Origin of the sequence: Lactococcus nasutitermitis, assembly GCF_018403765.1 — a bacterium.
In the GTDB taxonomy this organism is placed as follows: Bacteria; Bacillota; Bacilli; order Lactobacillales; family Streptococcaceae; genus Lactococcus; species Lactococcus nasutitermitis.
On the sequence record NZ_BOVQ01000007.1, the window covers coordinates 83,492 to 108,205 of the forward strand.

Annotated in this window: 25 protein-coding genes and 1 riboswitch; of the genes, 21 read left to right on the plus strand and 4 right to left on the minus strand. The window is 37.3% G+C overall.

The features are described from left to right. The first annotated feature begins 254 nt into the window (after positions 1 to 254). The 3 genes from KJS36_RS08635 to KJS36_RS08645 all read left to right on the plus strand — a co-directional run bounded on the left by KJS36_RS08635 (position 255) and on the right by KJS36_RS08645 (position 2,679). Positions 255 to 881, plus strand: coding sequence for a putative bacteriocin export ABC transporter (locus KJS36_RS08635; protein ID WP_213536518.1), 627 nt, complete (start codon positions 255 to 257; stop codon positions 879 to 881). A gap of 174 nt (positions 882 to 1,055) precedes the next feature. After that, positions 1,056 to 2,327 (plus strand): UDP-N-acetylglucosamine 1-carboxyvinyltransferase, encoded by a 1,272-nt coding sequence (gene murA, locus KJS36_RS08640; RefSeq protein WP_213536519.1) that lies wholly within the window; start codon positions 1,056 to 1,058, stop codon positions 2,325 to 2,327. A 136-nt stretch (positions 2,328 to 2,463) separates the two neighbouring features. Next, positions 2,464 to 2,679: a YdbC family protein gene (locus KJS36_RS08645; protein WP_213536520.1), complete on the plus strand. Its 216-nt coding sequence runs from the start codon at positions 2,464 to 2,466 to the stop codon at positions 2,677 to 2,679. Positions 2,680 to 2,758: 79 nt separating this feature from the next. Here KJS36_RS08645 and KJS36_RS08650 read toward each other — a convergent pair whose 3' ends face one another. The 4 genes from KJS36_RS08650 to thiT form a co-directional block, all read right to left on the minus strand. After that, positions 2,759 to 3,115 (minus strand): DUF3397 domain-containing protein, encoded by a 357-nt coding sequence (locus KJS36_RS08650; protein WP_213536521.1) that lies wholly within the window; start codon positions 3,113 to 3,115, stop codon positions 2,759 to 2,761. A 23-nt stretch (positions 3,116 to 3,138) separates the two neighbouring features. Further along, positions 3,139 to 3,294: a hypothetical protein gene (locus KJS36_RS08655; protein ID WP_213536522.1), complete on the minus strand. Its 156-nt coding sequence runs from the start codon at positions 3,292 to 3,294 to the stop codon at positions 3,139 to 3,141. Between the two features lie 115 nt (positions 3,295 to 3,409). Continuing rightward, positions 3,410 to 3,886, minus strand: a complete 477-nt coding sequence (locus KJS36_RS08660) for an aminoacyl-tRNA deacylase (RefSeq protein WP_213536523.1) — start codon at positions 3,884 to 3,886, stop codon at positions 3,410 to 3,412. An 89-nt stretch (positions 3,887 to 3,975) separates the two neighbouring features. Next, on the minus strand, positions 3,976 to 4,518 hold the full coding sequence (gene thiT, locus KJS36_RS08665) for an energy-coupled thiamine transporter ThiT (RefSeq protein ID WP_213536524.1): 543 nt from the start codon (positions 4,516 to 4,518) through the stop codon (positions 3,976 to 3,978). 42 nt (positions 4,519 to 4,560) lie between these two features. Then, a riboswitch (TPP riboswitch) is annotated at positions 4,561 to 4,659 on the minus strand. Positions 4,660 to 5,207: 548 nt separating this feature from the next. Between thiT and KJS36_RS08670 the strand changes: the two genes are divergently transcribed. The 18 genes from KJS36_RS08670 to KJS36_RS08755 all read left to right on the plus strand — a co-directional run bounded on the left by KJS36_RS08670 (position 5,208) and on the right by KJS36_RS08755 (position 24,613). Next, complete coding sequence (locus tag KJS36_RS08670) at positions 5,208 to 6,065, plus strand: MetQ/NlpA family ABC transporter substrate-binding protein (RefSeq protein WP_213536525.1); 858 nt, start codon at positions 5,208 to 5,210, stop codon at positions 6,063 to 6,065. 15 nt (positions 6,066 to 6,080) lie between these two features. Continuing rightward, entirely contained in the window at positions 6,081 to 6,941 is an 861-nt protein-coding gene (locus tag KJS36_RS08675) for a MetQ/NlpA family ABC transporter substrate-binding protein (RefSeq protein WP_213536526.1), read from the plus strand. Positions 6,942 to 7,012: 71 nt separating this feature from the next. Next, positions 7,013 to 8,158, plus strand: a complete 1,146-nt coding sequence (locus tag KJS36_RS08680) for a methionine ABC transporter ATP-binding protein (protein ID WP_213536527.1) — start codon at positions 7,013 to 7,015, stop codon at positions 8,156 to 8,158. Further along, entirely contained in the window at positions 8,155 to 8,850 is a 696-nt protein-coding gene (locus KJS36_RS08685) for a methionine ABC transporter permease (RefSeq protein WP_213536528.1), read from the plus strand. The genes KJS36_RS08680 and KJS36_RS08685 overlap by 4 nt, the downstream gene beginning before the upstream one ends. Before the next feature lie 137 nt (positions 8,851 to 8,987). Next, the gene (locus KJS36_RS08690) at positions 8,988 to 9,536 is read left to right on the plus strand and encodes an ECF-type riboflavin transporter substrate-binding protein (RefSeq protein WP_213536529.1); all 549 of its coding nucleotides are present in this window, start codon (positions 8,988 to 8,990) and stop codon (positions 9,534 to 9,536) included. 108 nt (positions 9,537 to 9,644) lie between these two features. Continuing rightward, positions 9,645 to 11,342 carry an ABC transporter ATP-binding protein gene (locus KJS36_RS08695; protein WP_213536530.1) on the plus strand — a complete coding sequence of 566 codons (1,698 nt, stop codon included), beginning with the start codon at positions 9,645 to 9,647 and terminating at the stop codon, positions 11,340 to 11,342. Beyond that, entirely contained in the window at positions 11,335 to 12,150 is an 816-nt protein-coding gene (locus tag KJS36_RS08700; protein WP_213536531.1) for an energy-coupling factor transporter transmembrane component T family protein, read from the plus strand. Before KJS36_RS08695 ends, KJS36_RS08700 begins: the two co-directional genes overlap by 8 nt. Before the next feature lie 111 nt (positions 12,151 to 12,261). Then, a complete protein-coding gene (locus tag KJS36_RS08705; RefSeq protein WP_213536532.1) occupies positions 12,262 to 12,555 on the plus strand; it encodes a helix-turn-helix transcriptional regulator in 294 nt (97 codons plus the stop codon). Next, positions 12,479 to 13,258: an ABC transporter ATP-binding protein gene (locus tag KJS36_RS08710; protein WP_213536533.1), complete on the plus strand. Its 780-nt coding sequence runs from the start codon at positions 12,479 to 12,481 to the stop codon at positions 13,256 to 13,258. The genes KJS36_RS08705 and KJS36_RS08710 overlap by 77 nt, the downstream gene beginning before the upstream one ends. Then, positions 13,251 to 14,201 (plus strand): iron ABC transporter permease, encoded by a 951-nt coding sequence (locus tag KJS36_RS08715; RefSeq protein WP_213536534.1) that lies wholly within the window; start codon positions 13,251 to 13,253, stop codon positions 14,199 to 14,201. Before KJS36_RS08710 ends, KJS36_RS08715 begins: the two co-directional genes overlap by 8 nt. Beyond that, complete coding sequence (locus KJS36_RS08720; RefSeq protein WP_213536535.1) at positions 14,198 to 15,136, plus strand: FecCD family ABC transporter permease; 939 nt, start codon at positions 14,198 to 14,200, stop codon at positions 15,134 to 15,136. The genes KJS36_RS08715 and KJS36_RS08720 overlap by 4 nt, the downstream gene beginning before the upstream one ends. 85 nt (positions 15,137 to 15,221) lie before the next feature. Continuing rightward, the gene (locus KJS36_RS08725; protein WP_213536536.1) at positions 15,222 to 16,163 is read left to right on the plus strand and encodes an iron-hydroxamate ABC transporter substrate-binding protein; all 942 of its coding nucleotides are present in this window, start codon (positions 15,222 to 15,224) and stop codon (positions 16,161 to 16,163) included. 329 nt (positions 16,164 to 16,492) lie between these two features. Beyond that, positions 16,493 to 17,398, plus strand: coding sequence for a LysR family transcriptional regulator (locus KJS36_RS08730; RefSeq protein WP_213536537.1), 906 nt, complete (start codon positions 16,493 to 16,495; stop codon positions 17,396 to 17,398). Positions 17,399 to 17,421: 23 nt separating this feature from the next. Continuing rightward, on the plus strand, positions 17,422 to 18,318 hold the full coding sequence (locus tag KJS36_RS08735; RefSeq protein WP_213536538.1) for a helix-turn-helix domain-containing protein: 897 nt from the start codon (positions 17,422 to 17,424) through the stop codon (positions 18,316 to 18,318). A 98-nt stretch (positions 18,319 to 18,416) separates the two neighbouring features. Continuing rightward, positions 18,417 to 19,724, plus strand: a complete 1,308-nt coding sequence (locus KJS36_RS08740) for a radical SAM/SPASM domain-containing protein (RefSeq protein WP_213536539.1) — start codon at positions 18,417 to 18,419, stop codon at positions 19,722 to 19,724. Next, positions 19,714 to 21,315, plus strand: a complete 1,602-nt coding sequence (locus KJS36_RS08745) for an ATP-binding cassette domain-containing protein (protein WP_244842873.1) — start codon at positions 19,714 to 19,716, stop codon at positions 21,313 to 21,315. The genes KJS36_RS08740 and KJS36_RS08745 overlap by 11 nt, the downstream gene beginning before the upstream one ends. Before the next feature lie 235 nt (positions 21,316 to 21,550). Then, complete coding sequence (locus tag KJS36_RS08750) at positions 21,551 to 22,243, plus strand: phosphoglycerate mutase (protein WP_213536541.1); 693 nt, start codon at positions 21,551 to 21,553, stop codon at positions 22,241 to 22,243. A gap of 195 nt (positions 22,244 to 22,438) precedes the next feature. Next, a complete protein-coding gene (locus KJS36_RS08755) occupies positions 22,439 to 24,613 on the plus strand; it encodes a penicillin-binding transpeptidase domain-containing protein (protein ID WP_213536542.1) in 2,175 nt (724 codons plus the stop codon). The last annotated feature ends 101 nt before the right edge of the window (positions 24,614 to 24,714 follow it).

Below are 24,714 nucleotides of genomic sequence, written 5' to 3' on the forward strand. Positions count from 1 at the left end.
GAGGTATGGTCCAATGGAGAAGTTGGTAAGATGATGTTATGAATAAGCCTTAAAAAAATTGGAAAGATAGGTAATAGTAGGTTAATTAAAAAAATTATTGTCCTTACAGTAGCTGCTAGATTTTTATTGCAGTTGCCAAATAGGGCATTTTTAGTACCTGTTGTGTACATAGTGCTTATTTTTGGATTGTTTGTTTTTCAAGTAAATAAGGAACGTGAGCTAAATATATTTTATCTGAAAGGATTGTAATTTCTATGATTGAATTGATAAATATTACTAAAAAGTTTGATAATCATATGATTTTTGAAGATTTTTCCTATTGTTTTGAAGCGGGAAAATCATATGGTTTAATTGGACGTTCTGGTTGTGGGAAAACGACACTTTTGAATATTATCGGAAAATTGGAGACAGCTGATAATGGTGAAGTTTTAATTAATAAAAAAGCTCTAAAAGATATTAAAGAACAAAAATTTTTTCGAGATGATGTGGGCTATCTTTTTCAAAATTATGGTTTAATTGATAATGAAACAATTGAGCAAAATTTAGAATTGGCTTTTGTTGGGAAAAAAATGAGAAAAATAGAGCGTCGAGAAATGATGCTTAAAGTTTTAAAGAAGGTAAATTTAGAAGCTGATTTAAAGCGAAAAATATTTTCTCTGTCTGGTGGAGAGGCACAACGTGTGGCAATCGCTAAGATAATGATTAAAAACCCGCCGATTATTCTTGCAGATGAGCCTACGGCATCACTTGATGAAAAAAATGGACAAGAGGTTATTCAACTGATTTTAAATTTAAAAGATGAAGAAAAAATTATAATTATCGCAACACACACACCGCTTGTATGGGAAGCACTGGATACATTGGTGGAATTAGGGGAGTAAACTTTTTATGTGTGAATTTTTAAGGGAAACTAGAGTTTCATTTGTGAAACTTTAGTTTTTAATTTGAAGAAAATTTCCGTCAGAAAAGTTTGTCAAATGGTGCTAAAAAATGGTAAAATAGCTTTTGCAGTAATAAAATATGATATGTGATATTAGATTTGGAAATAATTGAATATGAGAAAAATAGTAATAAATGGCGGGAAACGAATTTCTGGGGAAGTAACGATTTCTGGGGCGAAAAATAGTGTGGTGGCGCTGATTCCGGCGACAATTTTGGCAAATGATGTTGTGACTTTGGAGGGTGTGCCTGATATTTCTGATGTGACGAGTTTGGTCGAAATCATGGAAATTATGGGGGCGACGATTGAGCGTGATGTTGCGGCTGGTGTTTTGACGATTGATACACGTGGTGTGCTTTCAAAACCGTTGCCTTATGGGAAAATCAACTCTTTGCGGGCTTCTTATTATTTTAATGGTGCGCTTTTGGGACGTTTTGGTGTGGCGACAGTTGGTTTGCCTGGTGGTTGTGACTTAGGCCCTCGTCCGATTGACTTGCATATTAAGGCTTTTGAGGCGCTGGGTGCTGAGTTTTCTTATCTGGAAGATGCGATGCACTTGGAAAGTAAGCAGGAAGATAAAAAATTGCATGGCACGACGATTTTCATGGATATGGTGTCGGTTGGGGCAACGATTAATACGATGCTTGCAGCGAGTCGTGCCAAGGGTGTGACGATTATTGAAAATGCGGCGCGCGAACCTGAGATTATTGATGTCGCTACCTTGCTCAATAACATGGGTGCGCAGGTGCGTGGGGCAGGAACAGATGTGATTCGGATTGTTGGGGCAGATGTGATGCACGGTGCACAACATACGGTGATTCCCGATAGGATTGAAGCGGGGACTTATCTGGCGCTTGCGGCTGCGATGGGCGATGGTGTAATTGTTGATAATGTCATTTATGAGCATTTGGAGAGTTTCATTGCCAAGCTTGAGGAAATGGGCGTGAAGATGATTGTGCGCGAGGATTCGATAGAAGTGTTAAAATCGGAAAATCTGCGTGCGGTGAATATTAAGACTGTGCCTTACCCTGGTTTTGCGACGGATTTGCAACAGCCGATGACACCGTTGTTGCTGACAGCACAAGGACGTGGCTGGATTGTTGATACGATTTATGAGAAACGGGTCAATCATGTGCCTGAAATGGCGCGAATGGGGGCTAAGATTTCTGTCGTTGAGGGAAGAATTCTTTATGAAGCACCAAATAAACTGACTGGAAGTTGTGTGAAAGCAACGGATTTGCGTGCTGGAGCAGGACTTGTTTTAGCTGGAATCATTGCTGAGGGAACGACGACAATTTCTAATATTGAGTTTATTTTGCGTGGTTACGATAGTATTATCGAAAAAATGACTGGTTTGGGTGTTGATATTAAATTAGTTGAAGAATAATGGTTACGTTTGATGATTTTTTTCGTATAATAAAGTGAGAGAAGTTTTTGACAGACTTAGGTAAACATACTAGCTAATCCGTAAGTGAGCAAGCTCCCAACGGCTTCGCTATGTCAAAAAATATTGAGGAGAAAAAATGGCTGATTTGAAATTTGAAATTGTGGAACATTTGATTACTTTGTCGGAAAATGCAAAAGGTTGGACAAAGGAACTTAATCGTGTGTCCTGGAATAATGCTGAGGCGAAGTATGACCTGCGCCAATGGTCACCAGACCATGAAAAAATGGGCAAGGGCATTACATTGAGTGCGGAAGAATTTGCTGTGTTGTTGAAGGAATTGGGCAATAAATAATCAGCTGATAGATATTTTTGACAAAACTGTCAAAAATATTTTCAACAAAAAAAGACTGTCAAAAACAGACTTTTTTATTTTAATGTATAAAAATGACAACTAAGAAAGCAATATAAATCACAAAAGTAATAATAAATGTGATGCGCCACCAGAGTTTGAGAAAACGACGGTAGTAAAATTCTTTGTAATAGAAGATGTCAAGTAGGAGCAGAACAAGCGCTAAGCCAGAGATAATGAGAATATAGTAGGGTAAAATACTGATAGATGTAAACTGTTTGGAAAAAATTTGCAGACCAAAAGCGAGGAAAACAGTGAAAACATCAGGAATTCCAAGGCGATGATGCGTTAATTTTCGCAATCTGAAAAATTTGAATATAAATGTCAGAGCGATAAACACTAAAATAGGATAAAGTATGGCGATAATCTTTAGTAACATTCTTTAATTGTAGCCGTTTTGTCCTAGTTTGTAAAGTATTTATTTGCATTAGAATGGGCGAGCGCTCGCAAAATAGCAAGTCCCAAAATCGTGCGGCCAGAATTGGTAGGCAGAGCAAGTGGCAACAAGATAGCAATAATCGCAGCTCTTAAAGCAATGAGGGTGAGTGAAAATGACATAGAAACTCCATTTCTTTCATGGTAAAATGAATGATAGCTGAAAAGGAAGAATCAGGCAACTATAAAACGGTGAAAGAATATAAAAAACGTAATTTTTAAAATTACGTTTTTATTTTTACTCACGAATTTCAGCAAATTGAGCATGAACAAAAACAGCCAATTCTTCAGGATTGACACGGATTGAGCGTCCTAATTCGCCTGCGGAGACAATCATAAAGTCCTTTTCCAGTGCAATCGTATCAATGAAAATCGGGAATTTTTTATTTTGCCAGATGCCGACAGGATTATTTGCGCCGTGAATATAACCAGTTGTCTTTTGTAAGTCTTTTTGTGGAATCATAGTGACTTTTTTATTTCCCGAAATCTTGGCGAGTTTTTTCTCAGAAAGATGTTCGGTGAGTGGTAAAATACCGATGGCAACTCCTGTTTTGTCACCAATCAGAGCCAGCGTTTTGTAGATATCACTTTTGACAATGTCATCAGGAAGTGTTGACTCAACCAGTGCGTTAATCGCAAGTCCAGTGTGCGCAATTTTTGCCTTGTCAAGGATTTGTTCTACCAATGTTTTCTTTAATTTTGATTTTTTTGCCATAAATTTATTATAAAACTTTTTGACAGAACTGTCAGCAACTATTTTTGATAAAAAAACTTTTTGACAAAACTGTCAAAAAGTTTGAGTGCTTATTTTGGAAAAAATACTTTTGGAAATTTTTTGACAAAAATAAGCAGGATAATCAATGCTGCCACAGCAGTAAAAATACCGCTCAGACCATTGACAGCGAGAGAATAAGCGATAGCTCCCCAGCCTTTCCAAGCATATTTACTCCAAAAAATAATGCCTGCAATAAAATGAATGAAATATTTTGCTAAAACAGCGATAAAAATTCCACAGAAAACAGGTGCAGATTTCAGCGGTTGTGATTTCTGATGGAAAATCCCAGCAAGTCCCAGTAAGACTGGCGCAATGATATATTCCAGAAATGCCTGACTCAATGTGAGAATATAAGCGTGTCCAGTGATGATTGACAGGATTCCCCAGATGAGCCCCCCAGTAAGCCCAGCAGAAATACCGCGCCGAAAGCTCAAAAGCAAAATCGGAATACAAGCGATTTCGACAATAATCCAGCCGTAAACCGTGTTTGGAATCAGACTGATAATGAACGCGAGCGCCGCCATGAAGGCGATTTCGATCAGCACGCGAATGTTGAGAGTAGAATTTGACATAAAAAAGCTCCTTGTGTACACAAAGAGGACGAGAACAGAGGGAAAATCCCTCAAACACATTCCTACGCTGGCATTACCCAGATCAGGTCAGATGGTATGTCTCAATCGCAAGATTTTCTTGCAATACCCATTGTGCAAAATTTTATTTTACATTACAATTCTAGCACATTTTAAGTAAAAGTACAGGATTTAGTTTTTTTGACATAGGATAGCCGCTATGAGCTTGCTCATTTATGGATATCCTAGTATTTTTGACAGAACTATAAAAAATTTTAAAGTCCATATAAAAAAATGATAAGTCCAAAGTTAAAAAATTTTGATAAAATTATTCTATAACTTAATCAAACAATAAAAAGTAATCAAGTAACTCAACCTATAAAAGTGAGCACAGAGAGTCTGCACAAAGCTGAGAGCAGACAGAACGGATAGGCTGAAATGGCTTGATACAAGCGCGTGTCAGTGAGGCAAAACAAACTGACAACGGACTGGTTCACGTTACCGAACTTAAAAAGTTGACCTTTATTTTTTTGACAGAACTGTCAAAAAATTTGAAGGACATAAATTAAGAATGGTACCGCGAATAGTTCGTTTCTTTTGGGAAATGAACTATTTTATTTTATGATTAAGAAAATACACATACTGTTTTTCCAGTATGAAAATTATTGGAATTATATTAGAGGAGAACAAACATGAATCCAAGGAACAGAAATATTTTAATTGCAGCGATTGTCGTTATTGTAGTAGTTGTTGCAGGTATCATCGGCGTTACAAGCCATAAAAAATCATCTGCAAACAGCAAAACAGTCAATATCGGTATTATGACAAGCACTAAGCAAGATGATGCGATTTGGAAAGTTGTTTCAAAAACAGCCAAAGACAAATACGGCATCACATTGAAATTCACACATTTCACAGATTATACACAACCAAACAAAGCCTTGCAAAATGGCAGCATCGACCTTGACGCTTTCCAACATTATGCTTTCCTGAATGAATGGAACCAAGCAAATAAAACAGACCTTGTTTCTATCGGCGACACAATGATTTCACCTATTCACATCTACTCAAGCAAGTACAAAGATGTCAAAGATATTCCAGATAATGCAACGGTTGCCGTACCAAACGACGCTTCAAACGAAAGTCGCGCCCTTTATGTATTGAAAAGTGCTGGTTTGATTAAACTTGATGTATCAGGTGATGCACTTGCAACACCAAAAGATGTCACTGAAAATCCAAAACATCTTGTCATTAAAGAACTTGATGCCGCTCAAACAGCGCGTGCATTGGATTCAGTAGCTGCTTCTGTTGTCAATTTCAACTATGCAACAGCCGCAAAATTGCCAGAAAATCAATCTATCTACGCTGAACCAATCAACAAAGACAGCGCACAATGGATTAACTTGATTGCTGCTAAAAAATCTGAAAAGAACAATAAAATTTACAAAGAAGTTGTCAAAGCTTATGAAACAGCAGCTACGAAAAAAGCAATCAAAGAACAATATCCAACAGGTGGCGAACTTCCTGCTTGGGGCTTGAAATTAAAATAAAAGGACATTAAAATCATGAATCCAAGAAATAGAAATATTTTGATTGCAGCGGTTGTTGTCGTTGTCATTCTGGTTGGCGGATTTTTCGCTCTTAATCATGGCAAATCAACTAAAACTGCGACATCAAAAACTGTAAAAATAGGTATTATGAGCGGTGACAAGCAAGACCAAGCCGTTTGGAAAAGCGTTGCAAAAACAGCCAAAGCAAAATACGGCTTAACTTTGAAATTTGTCTATTTTACTGATTATATCCAGCCAAATAAAGCCCTTGTTTCAGGTGATATTGATGCGAATGCTTTCCAATCGTTCAACTATGTCAGAGATTGGAACAAAACTTATCACACAGATATCGTTTCTGTTGGGAATACTTACATCACACCAATGCACATTTATTCTCAAAAAATCAAGAGTTTTTCTGAATTAAAATCGGGCGACCAAGTGGCAATTCCAAATGATGCAACCAATGAAAGTCGTGCCTTGTTTGTCTTGCAAAGTGCTGGTTTGATTAAACTGAACACAACGGACATCACAAAACTTGTCACAACAAACGACATCACAAGCAATCCGAAAAATCTAAAAATCAAAGAAGTTGATGCCAGTCAAACACCTCGTGCCCTCAGTTCTGTTGCGATTTCCGTCGTCAATTATAATTACGCAACGGCAGCAAAATTACCAAAAAGTGAATCCATCTACATGGAACCACTTGACAAAACTTCCGAACAATACATCAACTTTATCGCTGTAACGAAGAAAAACAAAAATAATAAACTTGATAAAGAAGTTGCGAAAGCTTACGCGACAAATGCAACAGCAAAAGCAATCAAAAAAGAATATCCAGATGGTGGCGAACTTCCCGCTTGGAATTTAAAATTGTAATAAGACATGAAAACTAGCCTGAAAAATACGGGCTAGTTTAGTGCTACCAACAGGAAAAAAGAAAGGATTTTATGGCAAATATTATTGAACTCAATCATCTTAGCGTGACATTTGCAGGACAAAAAATCAAGAAAAAAGAACAGGATAAAGACAAAGCCAGTCGTGGCTTGATAACAGCCGTTTCTGATGCGACATTGCACATTGAAAAAGGCGATATTTATGGAGTCATTGGTTATTCTGGCGCTGGGAAATCAACCTTAGTACGTACGATTAACCTCCTTCAAGCGCCAACAACAGGACAAATCATTGTCAATGATGAAGTCATTTTCGACAGTGAAAATCCTGTACGCTTTAAAGGAGAGCAACTTCGCCGTTTTCGTCAGAAAATCGGCATGATTTTCCAACATTTCAATCTTTTAGCAGAAAAAACGGTTTTTGATAATGTCGCTTTTGCTTTGCAACATACGCAAATCGTTGATGAAAATACAAAGAAAAGTCATTATTTGACAAAAGATGAGAAGATTGAAAAAGTCAATCATTTACTGGAATTAGTAGATTTACAGGATTTGGCAGGAAAATATCCAGGTCAGCTCTCTGGTGGGCAAAAACAACGTGTTGCGATTGCGCGCGCGCTGGCAAATGACCCTGAAATCTTGATTTCAGATGAAGCAACTTCTGCACTTGACCCAAAAACAACCAATCAAATCTTGGACTTGCTTAAAGATTTGCATGACCGACTTAATTTGACGATTGTGTTGATTACCCATGAGATGCAAGTGGTTAAAGAAATTGCCAATAAAATTGCCGTGATGCAAAATGGACAAATCATTGAGAAAAATAATCTGATTGAGATTTTCTCAAATCCTCAACAGGAATTGACGAAGCAATTTATCGAAACGACATCAAGTGTCAATCGTTTTATTGCTGGACTGTCTAAAACAGATATTTTGCAAAATCTGGCAGAGGATGAAGAATTGGTACATATTGACTTTGGCACAAATGAAATCTCTGAACCAGTGATTTCTAATATCAATAAGAAATTCAACGTGATTACGAGCATTTTCTATGGAAATGTGGAGATTTTGCAAGGAGCAAGTCTGGGTTCACTTGTGATTGTGCTCAAAGGTGCTGAAAATGAACGTACAGCTGTGAAAGCTTATCTGAAAGAAATTGGTGTTGCGTTTAAAGTATTGAGTGAGATTGGAGGTAGCAAATGATAGCTTGGTTTAATCATGTTTTTCCAAACGTTGCTTATCTAGGCTGGGGCGGTGAAACTGGCTGGGGAACAGCGATTGGACAGACACTTTATATGACAGTTGTCTCTGCTATTATTGGCGGAATTTTGGGCTTGATTTTTGGGGTTGGTTTAGTCGTGACGGCTGATGATGGTATCACGCCAAATAAGATTGTTTTTTGGATTTTTGATAAGATTGTGTCACTTTTTCGTGCCGTTCCTTTTATTATCCTGCTGGCATTTATTGCCCCTGTCACACAGGCGATTGTTGGAACGCAGATTGGGACAACAGCAGCACTTGTGCCACTTTCACTCGGTGTTTTTCCATTTTATGCGCGCCAAGTACAAGCTGCACTCGAAGCAGTGGACCACGGGAAAGTGGAAGCTGCGCAAACAGTTGGTGCGGATTTCATTGATATTGTGTTCACGGTTTATCTGCGTGAAGAATTATCTGGACTGATTCGTGTATCAACAGTTACGATTATTTCTCTGATTGGATTGACAGCGATGGCTGGTGCGATTGGTTCTGGAGGTCTGGGAAATACTGCGATTTCTTATGGTTACAACCGTTTTGATAATGATGTTACCTTTATTGCCACCTTATTGATTTTGATTTTTGTACTTTTGGTGCAGTTGATTGGCGACTTTTTAGCGAAAAAAGTATCGCATAAGTAGGTTTTTATTTTTAATAATATAAATAAAAACCGAACAATCGAGAGAATATCGCAAACGAACGTAATCTTATGATTACGTTTTGGTGGATTTTAGATATAATAAAGATGTACTTATTTTGAATTTTGAAGGAAAATAATATGAAAAATAATTCTGTAAGAATCGTTGTAGCGACAGGTATTGGCGCTGCGTTGTTTGTAATCATCGGTTGGCTGATAAATATTCCTACACCGATACCAAATACAAGTATTCAGCTGCAGTATGCTGTTTTGGCACTGTTTTCTGCCTTGTTTGGACCTTTGGCTGGCTTTTTGATTGGTTTTATCGGTCATGCGCTGAAAGATTCATTTTTATATGGTTCGCCTTGGTGGACTTGGGTTCTTGGTTCAGGAATTGAGGGCTTGCTCCTTGCTTTTGCTGTGAAACGTGACAAGTTGACTCAGGGAATTTTTGGTGCTTCTGAGATTGTACGTTTCAATGTTGTGCAATTAGTGACAAATGTATTGGTTTGGGGCTTGATTGCACCAGTTGGAGATATTTTGGTTTATAATGAACCAGCAAATAAAGTCTTCACACAAGGTGTGGTTGCTGGTCTTGCTAATGCTGTAACGATTGCGATTGCTGGTACTTTACTTTTGAAATTGTATGCTGCAACACGGACAAAATCAGGGTCACTTGACAAAGAATAACTCTGAGTAGAAATTTATGATAAAATGAAAGGCAGCAATTTAATTTGTTGCCTGATTTTTTGCAAGAATACGAGAAAATCAGATTTTTTAGAATAATAAAGAGAAAAAATGAAACCACTTATTTCGTTTGAAAATTTTACATTTAAATATGATTTACAAAAAAATCCAACCTTGAAAAACATCAATCTGGAGATTTTTGCGGGAGAAAAAGTTTTGATTGTTGGCCCTTCTGGGTCTGGAAAATCAACGATTGGACAGTGTTTGAACGGAATTATTCCGCATTTGTACAAGGGAGAAGCGACTGGGAAGCTGCGGATTGATGAGCTGGAATTTGGTGCGTCGATTGCGGATTTATCTGGCGAAGTGTCAACGATTTTGCAGGATACAGATGGGCAGTTTATTGGCTTGACAGTGGCTGAGGATATTGCCTTTTCCTTGGAAAATGACGGGACAGAATTGTCAAAAATGAAAGCAGCCGTGACAAAATGGTCAAAAGTGACAGAGGTTGATAAATTGTTGTCAAAACGTCCGCAGGACTTATCAGGTGGACAAAAACAACGTGTGTCACTTGCTGGTGTGTTGATTGACGAGTCGCCGATTTTACTATTTGATGAACCGTTGGCAAATCTTGACCCGCAGGCTTGTCAGGAAACGATTGCGCTGATGAAGAAAATTCATGCGGAAAATCAAGTGACAACGATTGTGATTGAACACCGGATTGAGGAAATGCTGCCGCTGGGAATTGACAAGATTGTCGTGGTGGATGATGGGCAGATTGTTGCTGTTGGGACACCAGATGAGTTGTTGAGAACGGATATTTTTGAGCAACACAATATGCGTGAACCACTGTATTTGTCTGCATTGAAAGCTTGTCATGCAGAGAATACTCTGTCAAAATTTGATGACCTTTCGACATTTTTTGACAGTTCTGTCAAAAATAAATTGGCACAATTTGTCAGTGATTTTCAGCCGGAAACAGTGCCTGTCAAATCTGACAAGATTTTGTCTGTACAAAATATGTCTGTCAGTTTTGACGGGACGGAAGTTTTGCATGATTTGAACGTGGATATCTTTGAGGGAGAGAAGATTTCGATTGTTGGTAAAAATGGTGTTGGAAAATCAACATTTGCCAATAGTTTGTGTCATTTTGTGAAGTCAGAGACAAAAATTATTTATCGTGACAAGGATATTAGCGATGATACGATTGCTGAACGAGCAGCGCGGATTGGCTATATCATGCAAAATCCTAATCTGATGATTTCACAAAATATTGTCAAAGATGAAATTGCTTTCGGACTGACTTTGCGAGGTTTTGACGAAACTGTCAAAAATGAAAAAGTTGATAAAATCCTCAAAGTCTGCGGTCTTTATCCTTTTCGTAACTGGCCAATCAGCTCGCTGAGTTACGGACAGAAAAAGCGTGTGACGATTGCCAGTATTCTGGTGCTGGAACCAGAGATTTTGCTGCTTGATGAACCAACAGCAGCGCAGGATTTGAAATCTTATCGCGACATTATGGATTTTCTTGATGAACTCAATCAGACCTTGAAGCTGACAATGATTATGATTACGCACGATATGCACTTGATTACCGAATACACAGACAGAACGCTCGTTTTCGCAGATGGCAAGATTGTCGCTGACAAAACACCGAGTGAAGTACTCGCTTCTGACGAACTTATCAAAATCGGTAATCTCGCTCAGCCCAGTCTTTATGAACTGGCTGATAAAGCAGAGATTGACCCTGTAAAGTTGACACGGACTTTTGTGAGCTACACAAAGTCACATGGGGGTGCGCATGAATAATCAACTTCTTGGCTACACACCGGGAAATAGTTTTGTTTACAAGCTCAATGCAACAGCCAAACTCCTCTTTTTTGTATTGATTTCGGTGAGTGCAATGACAACTTACGACACGCGTTTTCTGGCGTTTGTTGCAGTTTCCTCACTCGTTATTTTTCGGCTGTCGGGTATTCCATTTCGCTCGGTAAAGCGTGTCGCACAGTTTGCAGCACTTTTTGCAGTGTTAAATATTATCTTTGTCTTTCTATTTGACCCAAATTATGGCGCAAGACTTTATGGCTCACACACGGAAATTTTTGGCTGGCTAACGGCAGAAGAACTTTTTTATCTGTTTAATCTTGTGTTGAAATATTTCTGTACAATTCCACTGGCTTTGCTCTTTATCTTGACGACAAATCCAAGTCAATTTGCCAGTTCACTCAATCGTATCGGAATTCCTTATCGCTCATCTTACTCAGTGTCTCTGGCGCTGCGTTATATTCCTGATATGCAAGAAAAGTTTGTCGCTATTCGCAATGCGCAAGAAGCGCGCGGTATGGAACTTTCTAAAAAAGGTAATCTTCTCAATAAAATAAAAATGAATGTCCAACTTATGCTTCCTTTGATTTTCTCAAGTTTAGAGCAGATTGACAGTGTGAGTACTGCGATGGAGCTTCGGAGATTTGGCAAGCGAAAAAAACGGACTTGGTATAGTTTTGTGCCACTCAAAACAGCTGATTTTGTTCTTATCGGACTTGCGCTACTGGGTGTAGCGACAGTGATTGCTCTCTTTTTTGTCAATCAGGGCAGATTTTTCAATCCATTTCGTTAAAGAGCTTTAATTAGCTCTTTTTTTATCCTTATAATCTTGCCAATTTATAGAAAATATGTCATAATAGATGATGTAAAAAACATTTGACAAATTTTTGCGAGGAGGCATTCCATGGAAAATAAAATCCGCGAATTGCGTCGGACTTACCATCTGTCACAAGAAGACATTGCGCACATTGCGCACGTCAGCAGACAGACGATAAATGCGATTGAAAATGACAAATATGACCCAGAGCTAACGCTTGCTTTTAAGCTTGCAGAAACGCTCAATACTACTGTTGATGACCTTTTCAGTTACCAAAAGGCTGTGGTAAAAAGGAAAGAAAACGATGTATTTTGGTGCGAAAAATATCAGTGTGTCTTATGGAAAAGAGCAAGTTTTAAAGAATCTGACACTCTCGATTGAGCCAGAAAAAACGACTGCAATCATTGGTGTGAACGGCTCTGGTAAGTCAACACTTTTACGAGCGATGGGACGACTTCTCAAATGCGATGGAGAGATTATCTTTGAGAATCAATCTCTAAAAAAACTAAGCAATCTTGAAATCGCACGGAAAATTGCGCTTTTGCCACAATCTGTGCAAGTGCCAGAAGAAATTACGGTTTACGAGTTGGTAAGTTTGGGCAGATTTCCTCATCAACGCTTTATGCAACAATCCTTGTCGCAAGAAGATGAGCAGTTTATCGAGAAGATTATGCGCGCAACGAATACTTGGAATATGCGTGAGAGTAAGGTTTCAGAGCTTTCTGGTGGGCAACGTCAGCGCGTACTGATTACGATGATTTTGGCGCAGGATAGTGAGATTATTTTGCTTGATGAACCAACGACTTATCTGGACGTTGTGCATCAGCTAGATATTTTGAAATTGCTCAAAGATTTTGCGACAGAATTGAAAAAAACAGTCGTCTATGTCATTCACGACCTCAATCAAGCCGCACGATTTGCGGATAATATGGTTGTTCTCAAAAATGGTGAATTGTTCAAATCTGGTAAGGTTTCAGAGGTTTTTACAGAAGAAAATTTACATGAAGCTTTCGGACTTGATGTCACTTTAGGTTGCGATACTTTTACACATTCATTGATGATTACAGGAGTAAAATATGGCTAGAAAAAGTTTTTTGACAGCCTTTCTGGCAGGAATTTTACTCTTATTTTTTCTGTCAATCTTGTATTTAAGTCTGGGAGAGCAAAATATTTTTTTGACAGAACTGTCAAAAAGTAAAATCGTCTTAGATTTGAGATTGCCAAGACTTTTATCACTTTATTTAGCTGGATTTTTATTATCCGTCAGCGGATTTCTTGTACAGACGATGACACGCAACCCGATTGCGGAGATGTCCACTTTAGGAATTTCTGGCGGTGCAAGTTTGGCACTTTCTTTACTTTTAACACTGGGTCTATCAACAAATTCTATGATTTCTTGTGTTGTTGCAACTTTTGGTGCTTTTGTTGCCTTGTTGCTTGTCATGTTATTAACGGCGCGCGCACATTTTCAACCTCTAAAAGTTGTGTTGGTTGGGACTTCTGTTGGCTTATTTGCGACAAGTTTAGCGAGTTCGTTGACCTTTGCGAGTCACAATACACAGTCTTATTTTTTATGGATTGTTGGTTCATTTTCGGGAATAACCTTGGAAAAACTAGAGATTTTGGCTCTTGCAGCTCTTGTATTTCTTGTCTTGCTACTGATTTTTGCTTCACAGATTAGATTGTTAGCATTTGGCGAGGAAATGGCGACTGGACTTGGTGTATCAGTCAGTCGTGTGCGTTTTATCATCATGATAATGGTCGCAATCGCGTCAGGAGTGACAGTTGCAAGTGTTGGTGTGATTAGCTTTGTTGGGCTGATTGCTCCGCAGATAGCAAAACGTTTTACACGAACAAATTTTTGGCAATCTTTGATGTTATCTAGCTTGCTGGGAATGTTGTTACTGGTCATTGCGGATTTATTAGCACGCAATTTATTTAAGCCCTACGAATTTCCCGCTGGAAGCTTGACAATGCTTCTCGGAGCACCATTTTTTCTCTGGATCATTGCAAAGGAGGCAAAATGAAAAAGAAATTTTTACTCCTTTTTCTACTGTTTCTCGTGCTTGTCAGCCTTGATTTGACGCAGTTTTCAATAAATTGGCAGATTTTGGCTTTGCTGATTCCAGATTTTCGTCTGCCAAGGTTACTGATTGTTTTGGCGGCTGGTGTGGCGCTTGCTATTGCAGGTTTCATTATCCAGACACTGGCGGATAATCCTTTAGCAGATAGTGGAACAATGGGAATTACAAGTGGTGCAAGTGCTGGTGCTGTTGGATTTTTGCTCCTGAGTGAGCATTTTAAGCTGACAGGTTTATGGAGTCTTTCCTATCCGATTTTTGCGGTCATGGGCGCGGTTATTGCATTTGGGCTGATTTATTTCTTTGCTTTGCGCAGACGTGCAAGTAATGTGCGTGTGTTGCTGACCGGAATTGCACTAACGGCATTTTTTCAAGCATTGATTACCCTTGCTCAGCTCTCGGTCAATAGTTTTGATTTTCAAAATGTTGCCGTGTGGTTGTCGGGGGATATCTGGCAGACTAATAGCACTTATATCGCTCTTTGTTTGATGCTATTAGTGATTGCTTTAGCACTGTTGCCATTTTTCACGAAAGCTTTAAGCATTTTGAGTTTGGGCGAGGAAATGGCGACAAGTCTGGGACTTAATGTTCAGAAAAAGAAAATTCAGCTTTATTTATTAGCAGTTCTTTTTGCCTGTGTGGCTGTACTTTTGGTTGGAGGACTAGCTTTTGTCGGCTTGATTGCTCCGCACATTGCACGTGAACTGGTCGGTTTTAAGCTGAAAAGGCGACTTTTTGCAACGGCTCTTTCTGGAATGATTATTTTGCTTCTTGCAGATATTATTTCCCAGATGATTATTAGTCCGTCAAGCTTGCCTTTAGGCTTTGTTGTTGCCTTTATTGGCGCACCTTATTATATTTATTTGATTCAAAAAGTTTGACAATTCTTGATAAACATACTAGCTAATCCGTAAGTGGGCAAGCTCACAATGCTTAGCTATGTCAAAAATATTTAGGAGATTTATTATGAAAAAAATTATTCTCGCAGCCGTTGCAGCACTTGCTGTTGTGACTCTTGCTGCTTGTTCACATAGTTCCACATCGTCTGACAAGTCTGTCAAAAAAGACACAGTGACATTCCATGCACTTAATGGTGCTGTCAAAATTCCTGCGCACCCTAAACGGATTGCTGTCCAAAATTATCCTGACGAAGTGGCATCTCTTGGAGGAAATGTTGTTGGCACAGATTCTTGGGCATTTCCAAATCCTTATCTCTCAGCAAAGCAAAAGAAAAATATGATTGACCTTGGCGCACCGCAATTTAACTTGGAGAAATTGATTGCGCAAAAGCCAGATTTGATTATCACAGTTGATAAAGCACAAGTTGCCGATTATAAAAAAATCGCACCGACAGTTCTCGTTAATTATCAAGAACTGTCCAATATGAAAACGTCGCTCAACTATTTTGCAAAGCTTCTCAATCGTAAAGCTGACGAGAAAAAATTCTTGACAAATTTCCAAAAAGCAGCAGATAAAGAAAAGAAAAAATTGAGCGCAGCTGGCATTAACCCAGCCAAATCAACGATTTCATTGCTAGAGTTACAAGGCGATAAAATCTACGCTTACGGTGATAATTTCGCCCGCGGCGGACAAATGCTCACAACAGGACTTGGTTTTAAAGAGTCAGAAAAAATGACAGAACTGTCAAAAGGCACAGGTTATGCAGAAGTCAATGCAGAAAGTTTGAAAAATTTTGATGCAAACTATATTTTTGTTGACTTCAAATCCGTGGACAAAGCGCAATACCAAGCATTGCAAAATAATCCTGTTTGGCAATCGCTCAAAGCTGTCAAAAACGGTCACGTTGTCACAATGGATTACAACAAAGTTTATTTCTTTGCTGGACCAACAGCCACACAAAAAGAACTTCCACTTTACACAAATGCGATTTTAAAAGTGACAAAATAATTTTTGACAGTTTACCCTGTCTGAGAAACCTAAGTGCCAAAGCACTAACACCTTTCGACAGTTCTGTCAAAAAACTTCAAAATAGAATTTTTCATTGAAATTCTATTTTTTTTAACAAATAATTTTTGACAGGATACACCCTCACATCTCTGATGTAAAGTCACCCTGACCGAGAAGTCTAAGTGGCAAAGCCACTAAGTCCCTTCGGCAGAACGCTCAAACATAATAAGCACAACAAAATCAAGCAAAAATAGTGTATAATATGGTGCAACAGCTCTTTTATAAACCAAAAATAGAGACAATTTATATAGAATTTCAGGTCAGACATTATGAACATCAAACAACTCAGATACGTCGTCGCCATTGCCAATAGTGGTACTTTCCGTGAAGCCAGCGAACAACTCTACGTCAGCCAACCTTCTATGTCTATCGCCGTAAAGGACTTAGAACAAGAACTTGGTTTTCAAATTTTTGAGCGCACAAATACAGGAACAAGTCTCACGATTGCAGGCGAACGCTTTTATGAACACGCTCAAACCGTCCTGCGTAATTTTGAAAGTTTAGAATCAAAATACTCTAAACCACGCGAAACAGAACGTTTTTTCAGTATTTCAAGCCAGCACTATGACTTTCTCGCCCCAGTTGCTGTAGATTTTGCCAAGAAAAATCCTGAAATCAAAAATTTTCGTATTTTTGAGTCAACAACATACAATATCCTCCAAGAAGTCGCACAAGGACACAGCGAATTAGGCATTGTTTATCTCAATAAACACAACCGTTCAGGAATTGTCAGAATGCTAGATAAACTAGAACTCGAATACGAAGAAATCTTCCTTTCACAAACGCACATCTACCTGCGCAAAGACCATCCACTTGCCAAGCAAAAGTCGATTAACGATGATGACTTGAAAAATCTTGACCGCGTTCGTTTCACACAAGAAAATGAGCAATTTCTCTATTATTCTGAAGACCTTGTTGAAACTTTTGAAAATACTTTTATCTACAATGCGACAGACCGCGCAACGCTCAATGGTATCTTGGAACGTACAGATGCTTATGCAACAGGTTTGGGATTTATTGACGATGCAAGTGTTCAGAATGTCGTTGTCGTCCCAATGGACGGAGACAATGGCAATAGCCTCATTCTCGTCAAACATCGCGCACACATTCTTTCTAATGCTGCAGCTTCCTACAAACGTAGTTTAGAAGTTTATATGGAAAATTATAAATTTTAGAGATTAACAAAGGAAAAACGGATATGGAAGCAAAAATTTTAGGACTCGTTTTTCGAGAATGTCGAGAGTTAAAAAATATGTCTCTGGCTAAAGCAGCAGGTGATTTTTCTCACTCATTGAACTATATCACGTCCAAAACACAATTATCACGTTTTGAGCGCGGAATTGAGGATATCACTTTTCAAAAAATTCTTGCTTTGGTAGAAAATATTGGATTATCTTTTGAAGAATATCTTTATCACGTACGCAATTATAGTCTTGATGATAGTACAGATTTATTTCAACGTTTAGTTTATCTCAATGAAACAAAAGATTTTGCAGGACTTGAGAAAATATATCAAAACTTATTAGTCTCCTACAATAAAACAAGTGCGCCACATACTTATTGGAAAATGCAAATTATCCGCCAAAATTTTGAAAATTATGGTTACAAAGATTATAAAGTCACACCAGAAGAACATTTAGCGGCGGCTGATTATCTTTTTTCAATGTTAGAGTGGGGAGAATTAGAAGTGCAACTCTATGTCTTTACTGATTTAGGAGAACAGTTGCGCTATGACTATGCGAGAGAACTCCTGAAACGCACAGAATTTTTTCAAAAGTTACCTCAAAATAAACGCCGAATTATAACTATTATTAAAGGCATAACCTATGAAGCAATAAATAATAATAATCGTGAAATAGCCACCGAATTTTTAGAAAAGTACCGTCAATTACTAAATGTTCCTTTTGTTGATGTTCAGAATAGAAAAGAATTTATGCTTGTAGAAGGTGAATATTATTATTTGGTAGGAAAATTTGCAAAAGGTCGAAAAACATTAGAAAATGTTCTGACAGCTTATGAAATGCTTCAGTATCCACAAAGTGCTACAAATATCAAAAAACGAATTGAAAAACTAGAAAAAAAATATCGTAACTAATTGGTTACGATTTTTATTTTATCAAAAATTTGCGCTACAATTTGGGCATAAAAATAAATAAAACAGTGACAAACACGGAAAGGAAAAGGCGTATACTAATGAAAAAAATATCTCGATATGTCGTGAAAAAAGAACTAGACGATGGGATTGTAATGTTAAATACTAAAAATAATAGGAGTATCAAAGTTAGCCATGCTTTGTTAGAAAAAATGAAAACAGATGCTCAAACAAAAAGAGATTATGAAACATATCTCGAAAATCAAAATTTCTATCTGGAAGAAAATGAATTTCAAAAAATGATGACATCTATTTTTGAAAAAGAAAATCGGACATTACGCTTAACTATTTTTACACATGGGGACTGTAATTTTCGTTGTCTTTATTGCTATGAAAAATTTGAAAATATATCAATGTCTCAAGAAACAATGGATAATATTATCAAGTTTGCAGAACAAAAATTAGAACAAGCTAATTATTCTAAATTGCAACTCTCTTGGTTTGGCGGTGAGCCATTACTCGGATATAAGACAATCCTTTATCTCACGGGAAAACTACAAGATATCTGTTCTAAATATCAGATTATCTTTGTGGCCGATATGACGACAAATGGCTATTTATTGGATAAAAATAAATTTAAAATTTTGATTGAAAAATGTAAAGTGACAACTTTTCAAATTACAATTGATGGAAATCAAGAAAGTCATGATCAACAAAGAATGATGAAAAATGGAAAAGGGACATACCAAAGAATTTATCAAAATATCGTTGCTGCTCAGCAAACAGATTTGAAATTCTTGATAATTTTAAGGTTTAACGTTTCTAAAAGTAATTATGAAGAAGTTAAAAATTTCATGAATCAAGATAGTCTTCTTTTTAAAAATGATCAGCGCTTCTGTTTTTTGTATCGCAATGTTGGCAACTGGGGGCAAGGTGAACGTCCGTTAAATCATCAGGTTGTAAGACTTGAGAAAGATATCAGTTATCAGTTTTCAAAAGAAGCCATTTCACAAGGTTACCACGTTCATGAACCTCTATCAGCTCTTTCTAATCGCAAAGCGTGTTATGCCCAAAATCCTAATAATTATACCTTTAGTGTACGCGGTCAATTAATGGCTTGCACAGTGTTAATCTATGATAATAAGAATAATTTTGGAAATGTTAATACGATGAAATTTGAAGAAGAGAAAAGAAAAAACTTGTGGCTTCATAGTATAGAAAAAATTCCAGAGGATTGTAAAAAGTGTGAAATAGTAGCGATTTGTAAAGGAGGAAGCTGTCCCAAACTATTTATTGCAGACCGTAAGTTGCAATCAGCAGTCTGTAGAGTAGCCAAAAGAAGATTTTCCCAAATGTTTGACCTTTATATCATTCAAAATTTAGTGGAGGTAACACTTGATGTGGACTGACATAAAAATCTTGAATCAATATGTCCCAAAAAGAAAATTAATTTTATTTATTATTGCAACTTTTTCTAATGCTTTTCTCAACTTAGCAACAGCCTTAATTATCCAGCAAGCTACGGAGATGCAAGGAGAAAATAGTGTTCATAAGATTATTGTTTTTGGATTATCAAGTATGTTGCTCTATGCTTATGTCGCCATTTCTTTTTTATTCATAAATTATATAGAAACTTCCTTAGTCTATAGTGTCAGTATTGGTATGAAAAAAACATTACTCAAAATATTTACGTTTCGTAAAACAGAATTCAAGAATTCTGAAAAAATATCTATCCTAACTAATGATATGCAACTTTTTATTGATCGTTTTCTTATGCAAATATTAGATATTCCAATTTATATTATTATGTTTGGCGTACCACTTATTTATATGTTGTCACAAAATTGGCTTATGGGATTATTATTTGGAATTGGTTCAATAACTTTACCATTTCCTCAAATACTTCTCAATAAAAAATTGAGTGATTGGGGGAAACAACTTTCTGAAAAGAAAGCCGTTCTCTTGCAAGTTACAAGCGATGAAATTAATGGGAGGACAACAATTATCTATAATAACAGTCTTACTTTCATGCTTAAATATGGGGAAAAGAAGATTAAGGATTCTGAAAATGCTTGGCTTTGGAGTAATGTCTGGCTACAAATAGCTCTTGCTTTTAGTATGCTCCTAAAAGGTGTTGTTCAAATTGTTCCCTTTATTATGGGATTTTTAATGATTGTACATGGAGGGAATCTTAGTTTTGCCGTCTTACTGGCTTTGTTCTTGATTAGTCAGCAAATGGGACAACCTATTCAGCAAATTTTGCTTGCTTTTTCTCGCGTACAAACTATGAAGAAAGTATGTACAAAAATTTTTAACATTTTAAATGATAATCAAGAAATAAGTATATCAAATCTTTCGGACTCTCCCAAAGACTTCGAGTCACTTGTGATTCGGCATCTTTCAAAATCCTTTGGGGAAATTCAAATTTTTGATAACTTTTCTTACACAATTCCTTTCGGCGCTAAAATTTTAATCAAGGGAAAAAGTGGCAGCGGTAAAAGTACATTATTAAAATTAATCACGGACGATCTTCAAACAGACCAAGGTGAAATTTTCTTACAACAACATGAACAAAAGACCACACTAAGCCCCAAAGATTTTGGGGTCATCAACCAAGAACCCTTTATTTTTAATGGCTCTTTAACTTATAATTTATGTTTGGAACAAGCATTTACTAAAAAAGAGCTTTTAGAAGTGCTTGAAGCAGTCCACCTTGAAGAATTTTCACTTGATTACTTACTTATAAATAACGGCGAAAATTTATCTGGTGGACAAAAAATTCGATTAGAACTTGCTCGATTTTTATTGAGAAAGAAAAAGTTGTTATTAGTTGATGAAGTAACGGCAGCTCTTGATGACAGTACAGCAAAAGCAGTTCGCTCTTTAATTTATAGCTTGCCAATCACAATTATTGAAGTCGCTCACCATATTGACGACGAAAGCCGTTATGATGATATTATTCTTTTAGAAAGGAGAGGAACAGATGAAAGTTATTCTTAACGAAAAAGCTTTGCAGCTAACTGATGGAATTGTTGTTGGACACGATTGTCAGGTTGAAAATGTTTGCGAAGACTAAGTATCAAACAAAAAATCGTTCTATGATGGACCACTTTTTGTTTGAATATGAAAAATAGAAATGATATAGCATTTGTATGTATAACATCAAAACTAGAAAAAAAGACAAATTTGTAGTAAAATAAGTCTTGTAAAAAAATGAACATAGGAGACCAATTCAATGGTAAAATTAGTATTCGCACGTCACGGTCAATCTGAATGGAACCTTGCAAATCTTTTCACAGGTTGGGCAGACGTTGACTTATCAGAAGAAGGCACACAACAAGCGATTGACGCTGGAAAGCTCATCAAAGAAGCAGGAATTGAGTTTGATATCGCCTACACATCTGTATTGAAACGTGCTATCAAAACAACAAACCTCGCTCTTGAATATAGCGACCAACTTTGGGTACCAGTTGTTAAATCATGGCGCTTGAACGAACGTCACTACGGTGGTTTGACTGGTTTGAACAAAGCTGATGCTGCTGTAAAATACGGAGATGACCAAGTGCACACTTGGCGTCGTAGCTATGATGTTTTGCCACCTGCAATGGCGCGCGATGACGAAAACAGCGCACACGGCGACCGTCGCTATGCTGCATTGCAAGATAGCCTTGTACCAGATGCAGAAAACCTCAAAGTTACTTTGGAACGCGCACTTCCATTCTGGGAAGATGAGATTGCTCCAGCTTTGAAAGATGGTAAAAACGTCTTTGTAGGCGCACATGGTAATTCAATCCGCGCACTTGTAAAACAAATCGAAGGACTTGGCGATGACGAAATCGTTGGTGTTGAAATTCCAAACTTCCCACCACTTGTTTATGATTTTGATGAAAATCTCAACGTTGTTGATAAATATTACCTTGGAAAATAATTCCTTTATACAAATAAAAACTGAATTTTCGTTTGGAAATTCAGTTTTTATTTAAAAAAAACGTGCATATCAGTTGTTAAAAACGCAAGCCTCAGATAAACTAAAAATATATAAAAATTGTAAGGAAAAATTTTCCTGTTTGTGGTAAAATGTTAAAGTATAAAATTCTATGTGAAATAAAGTGTCGGAGAGCAAATGTCAGAATCAAGAAAAAGCAGAAATAATCAAACAACAGAAAAAGATAAAGGATTGCACAGAACAACAGGTTCTGGTTCTAAGAAAATACTAAAAAATCCAGTTCATTCCATACCAGCACGGATAAACATTTTGTTTTTCGTGATTTTTGCCTTATTCGTTGTTCTGATTGGCAGACTTTATTATATGCAAATTTTGCATCCGAGCTATTATGCACAAAAAAATGCAGGAACGGCATCAAATGTAAAAATTATCACAGGTGCTCCTCGTGGGAATATATATGATGCGACAGGAAAACCATTAGCTGTCACGACACCAGAAGAAGCCGTTGATTTTACACGTGGGCAAAATGCAACAGCGCCAGAAATGCGCGCCGTTGCAGATAAACTCTCAACAGTACTTTCGATAACTATTGATGCAGGAACATTGACAAAACGTGATAAGATTGACTATTATCTCGCAGATCAAAAAAATCTGGATAAGATTGCAAATAGCTTAACAAAAGCGGAAACAACAGATAAAGATGGGAACGAACTTGATGCGAGTGCAACTTATGCTATTGAAGTTAAAAAGGTGACAGATAATGATATTGCTTTTAATGACCAGCAACTTTTTGCTGCGAAACTTTTTAAAGAAATGAATAGCACTTCTGTATTTAATACGACAACGATTGCGACAGGAAATATTACCGCAGAACAGCAGGCGACGATTGCAGAACAAGAAGGAAGTTTGCCAGGAATTTCAGTGGCAACAAGTTGGACACGTACTGATTCTCAAAATTCTTTGACTAATATTTTGGGAAATGTTACATCGCAAAAACAAGGAATTCCCGCAGATATGCTTGATACTTACCTGAAAAAAGGTTATCAGCGCAACGACCGAGTTGGTGTTGGTTTCATTGAGCAAGGTTACGACCAATATCTTCAAGGAACGCATCAAATCAGTAAAGTTGAGATTGATAAAAGTGGCAATGTGACAGGGACAAAAGTTACTCAAAAAGGAAAGCAAGGAGATGACCTCAAACTCACTATAAATCTAGCTTTCCAAGAAGGCGTTGATAATATTGTCAAGTCACAGTTGGATAATCTGATTGCTACCGGACACGGAGATTATAATACAGGTGCTTATGCGGTTGTGTTAGATAGTAAAACGGGAGCAGTTCTTGCACTATCAGGTTTCAGTCGTGACCCGAAAACTGGCGAGATTAGCTCTGATACAAATGGAACTTTCCAAAGTGCCTTTACACCAGGTTCTGTCGTGAAAATGGGAACCTTAACCGCTGGTTGGGATGCAGGAGCAATTTCTGGTAATCAGGTGCAGGATGACCAAGCGATTGTTTTACCTGGAACAAAATATACTTCTTGGTGGGGAAGCCCATCACCGTTGCCAATCACGGCGGTACAAGCTTTAGAATATTCTTCAAATACTTATATGATTCAAGTGGCATTAAAGATGCTAGGAGAACCTTATATACCTAATATGACTCTCTCTACTACTAATAGAGTGAAAGTTTATGATGAATTACGTAAAGCTTACGCAAGTTATGGTTTGGGAACCTCAACAGGTTTTGATATTCCTGGAGAATCTACAGGTATTGTAAATCCAACAAATTATTCAGGTACAACGATAGCCAATCTGTTGCTTGAATCTTTTGGGCAGTATGATAACTATACACCGCTTCAACTAGCTGTTTATGGAGCAACAATAGCCAATAATGGGAAACGCATTTCACCACATATTGTACAAGGGATTTATGATAGCAATAGTACAGGTGGAATTGGGCAACTTGTCAAAACAATTCAACCTAAAACGATGGATACAGTGAACATTACACCCGCTAATCTGAACGTTCTCCAGCAGGGAATGTATGAAGTGGTGCATGGTACAGACGCATATACAACTGGTGGGAAAATGGGACAAGCAGCTAATACTCAAATTTCTATTTCAGCCAAAACAGGGACTTCCGAAAATGAAGTAAGACTTCCTAATGGAACGATAGCAGATTTAACGGCAAATAATGTTGTGGCTTACGCACCATCAGAAAATCCACAAATCGCGATTGGAGTAGTTATCCCTAATAATACCGAACCCAATGTTGATTCAGGAACGGATGCTAACCAGCTTATTACAACGAGCATTGTTAATCTTTATCAACAGATGTATAAATTTAAATAAAAAATCTCATGCAATAAAGTTCGCTTTATTGCATTTTTTGTTCTTTCAATTTTGGGGAAAATATAGTAAAATAAGTTGATTATCTTAATTAAGAAACGAGA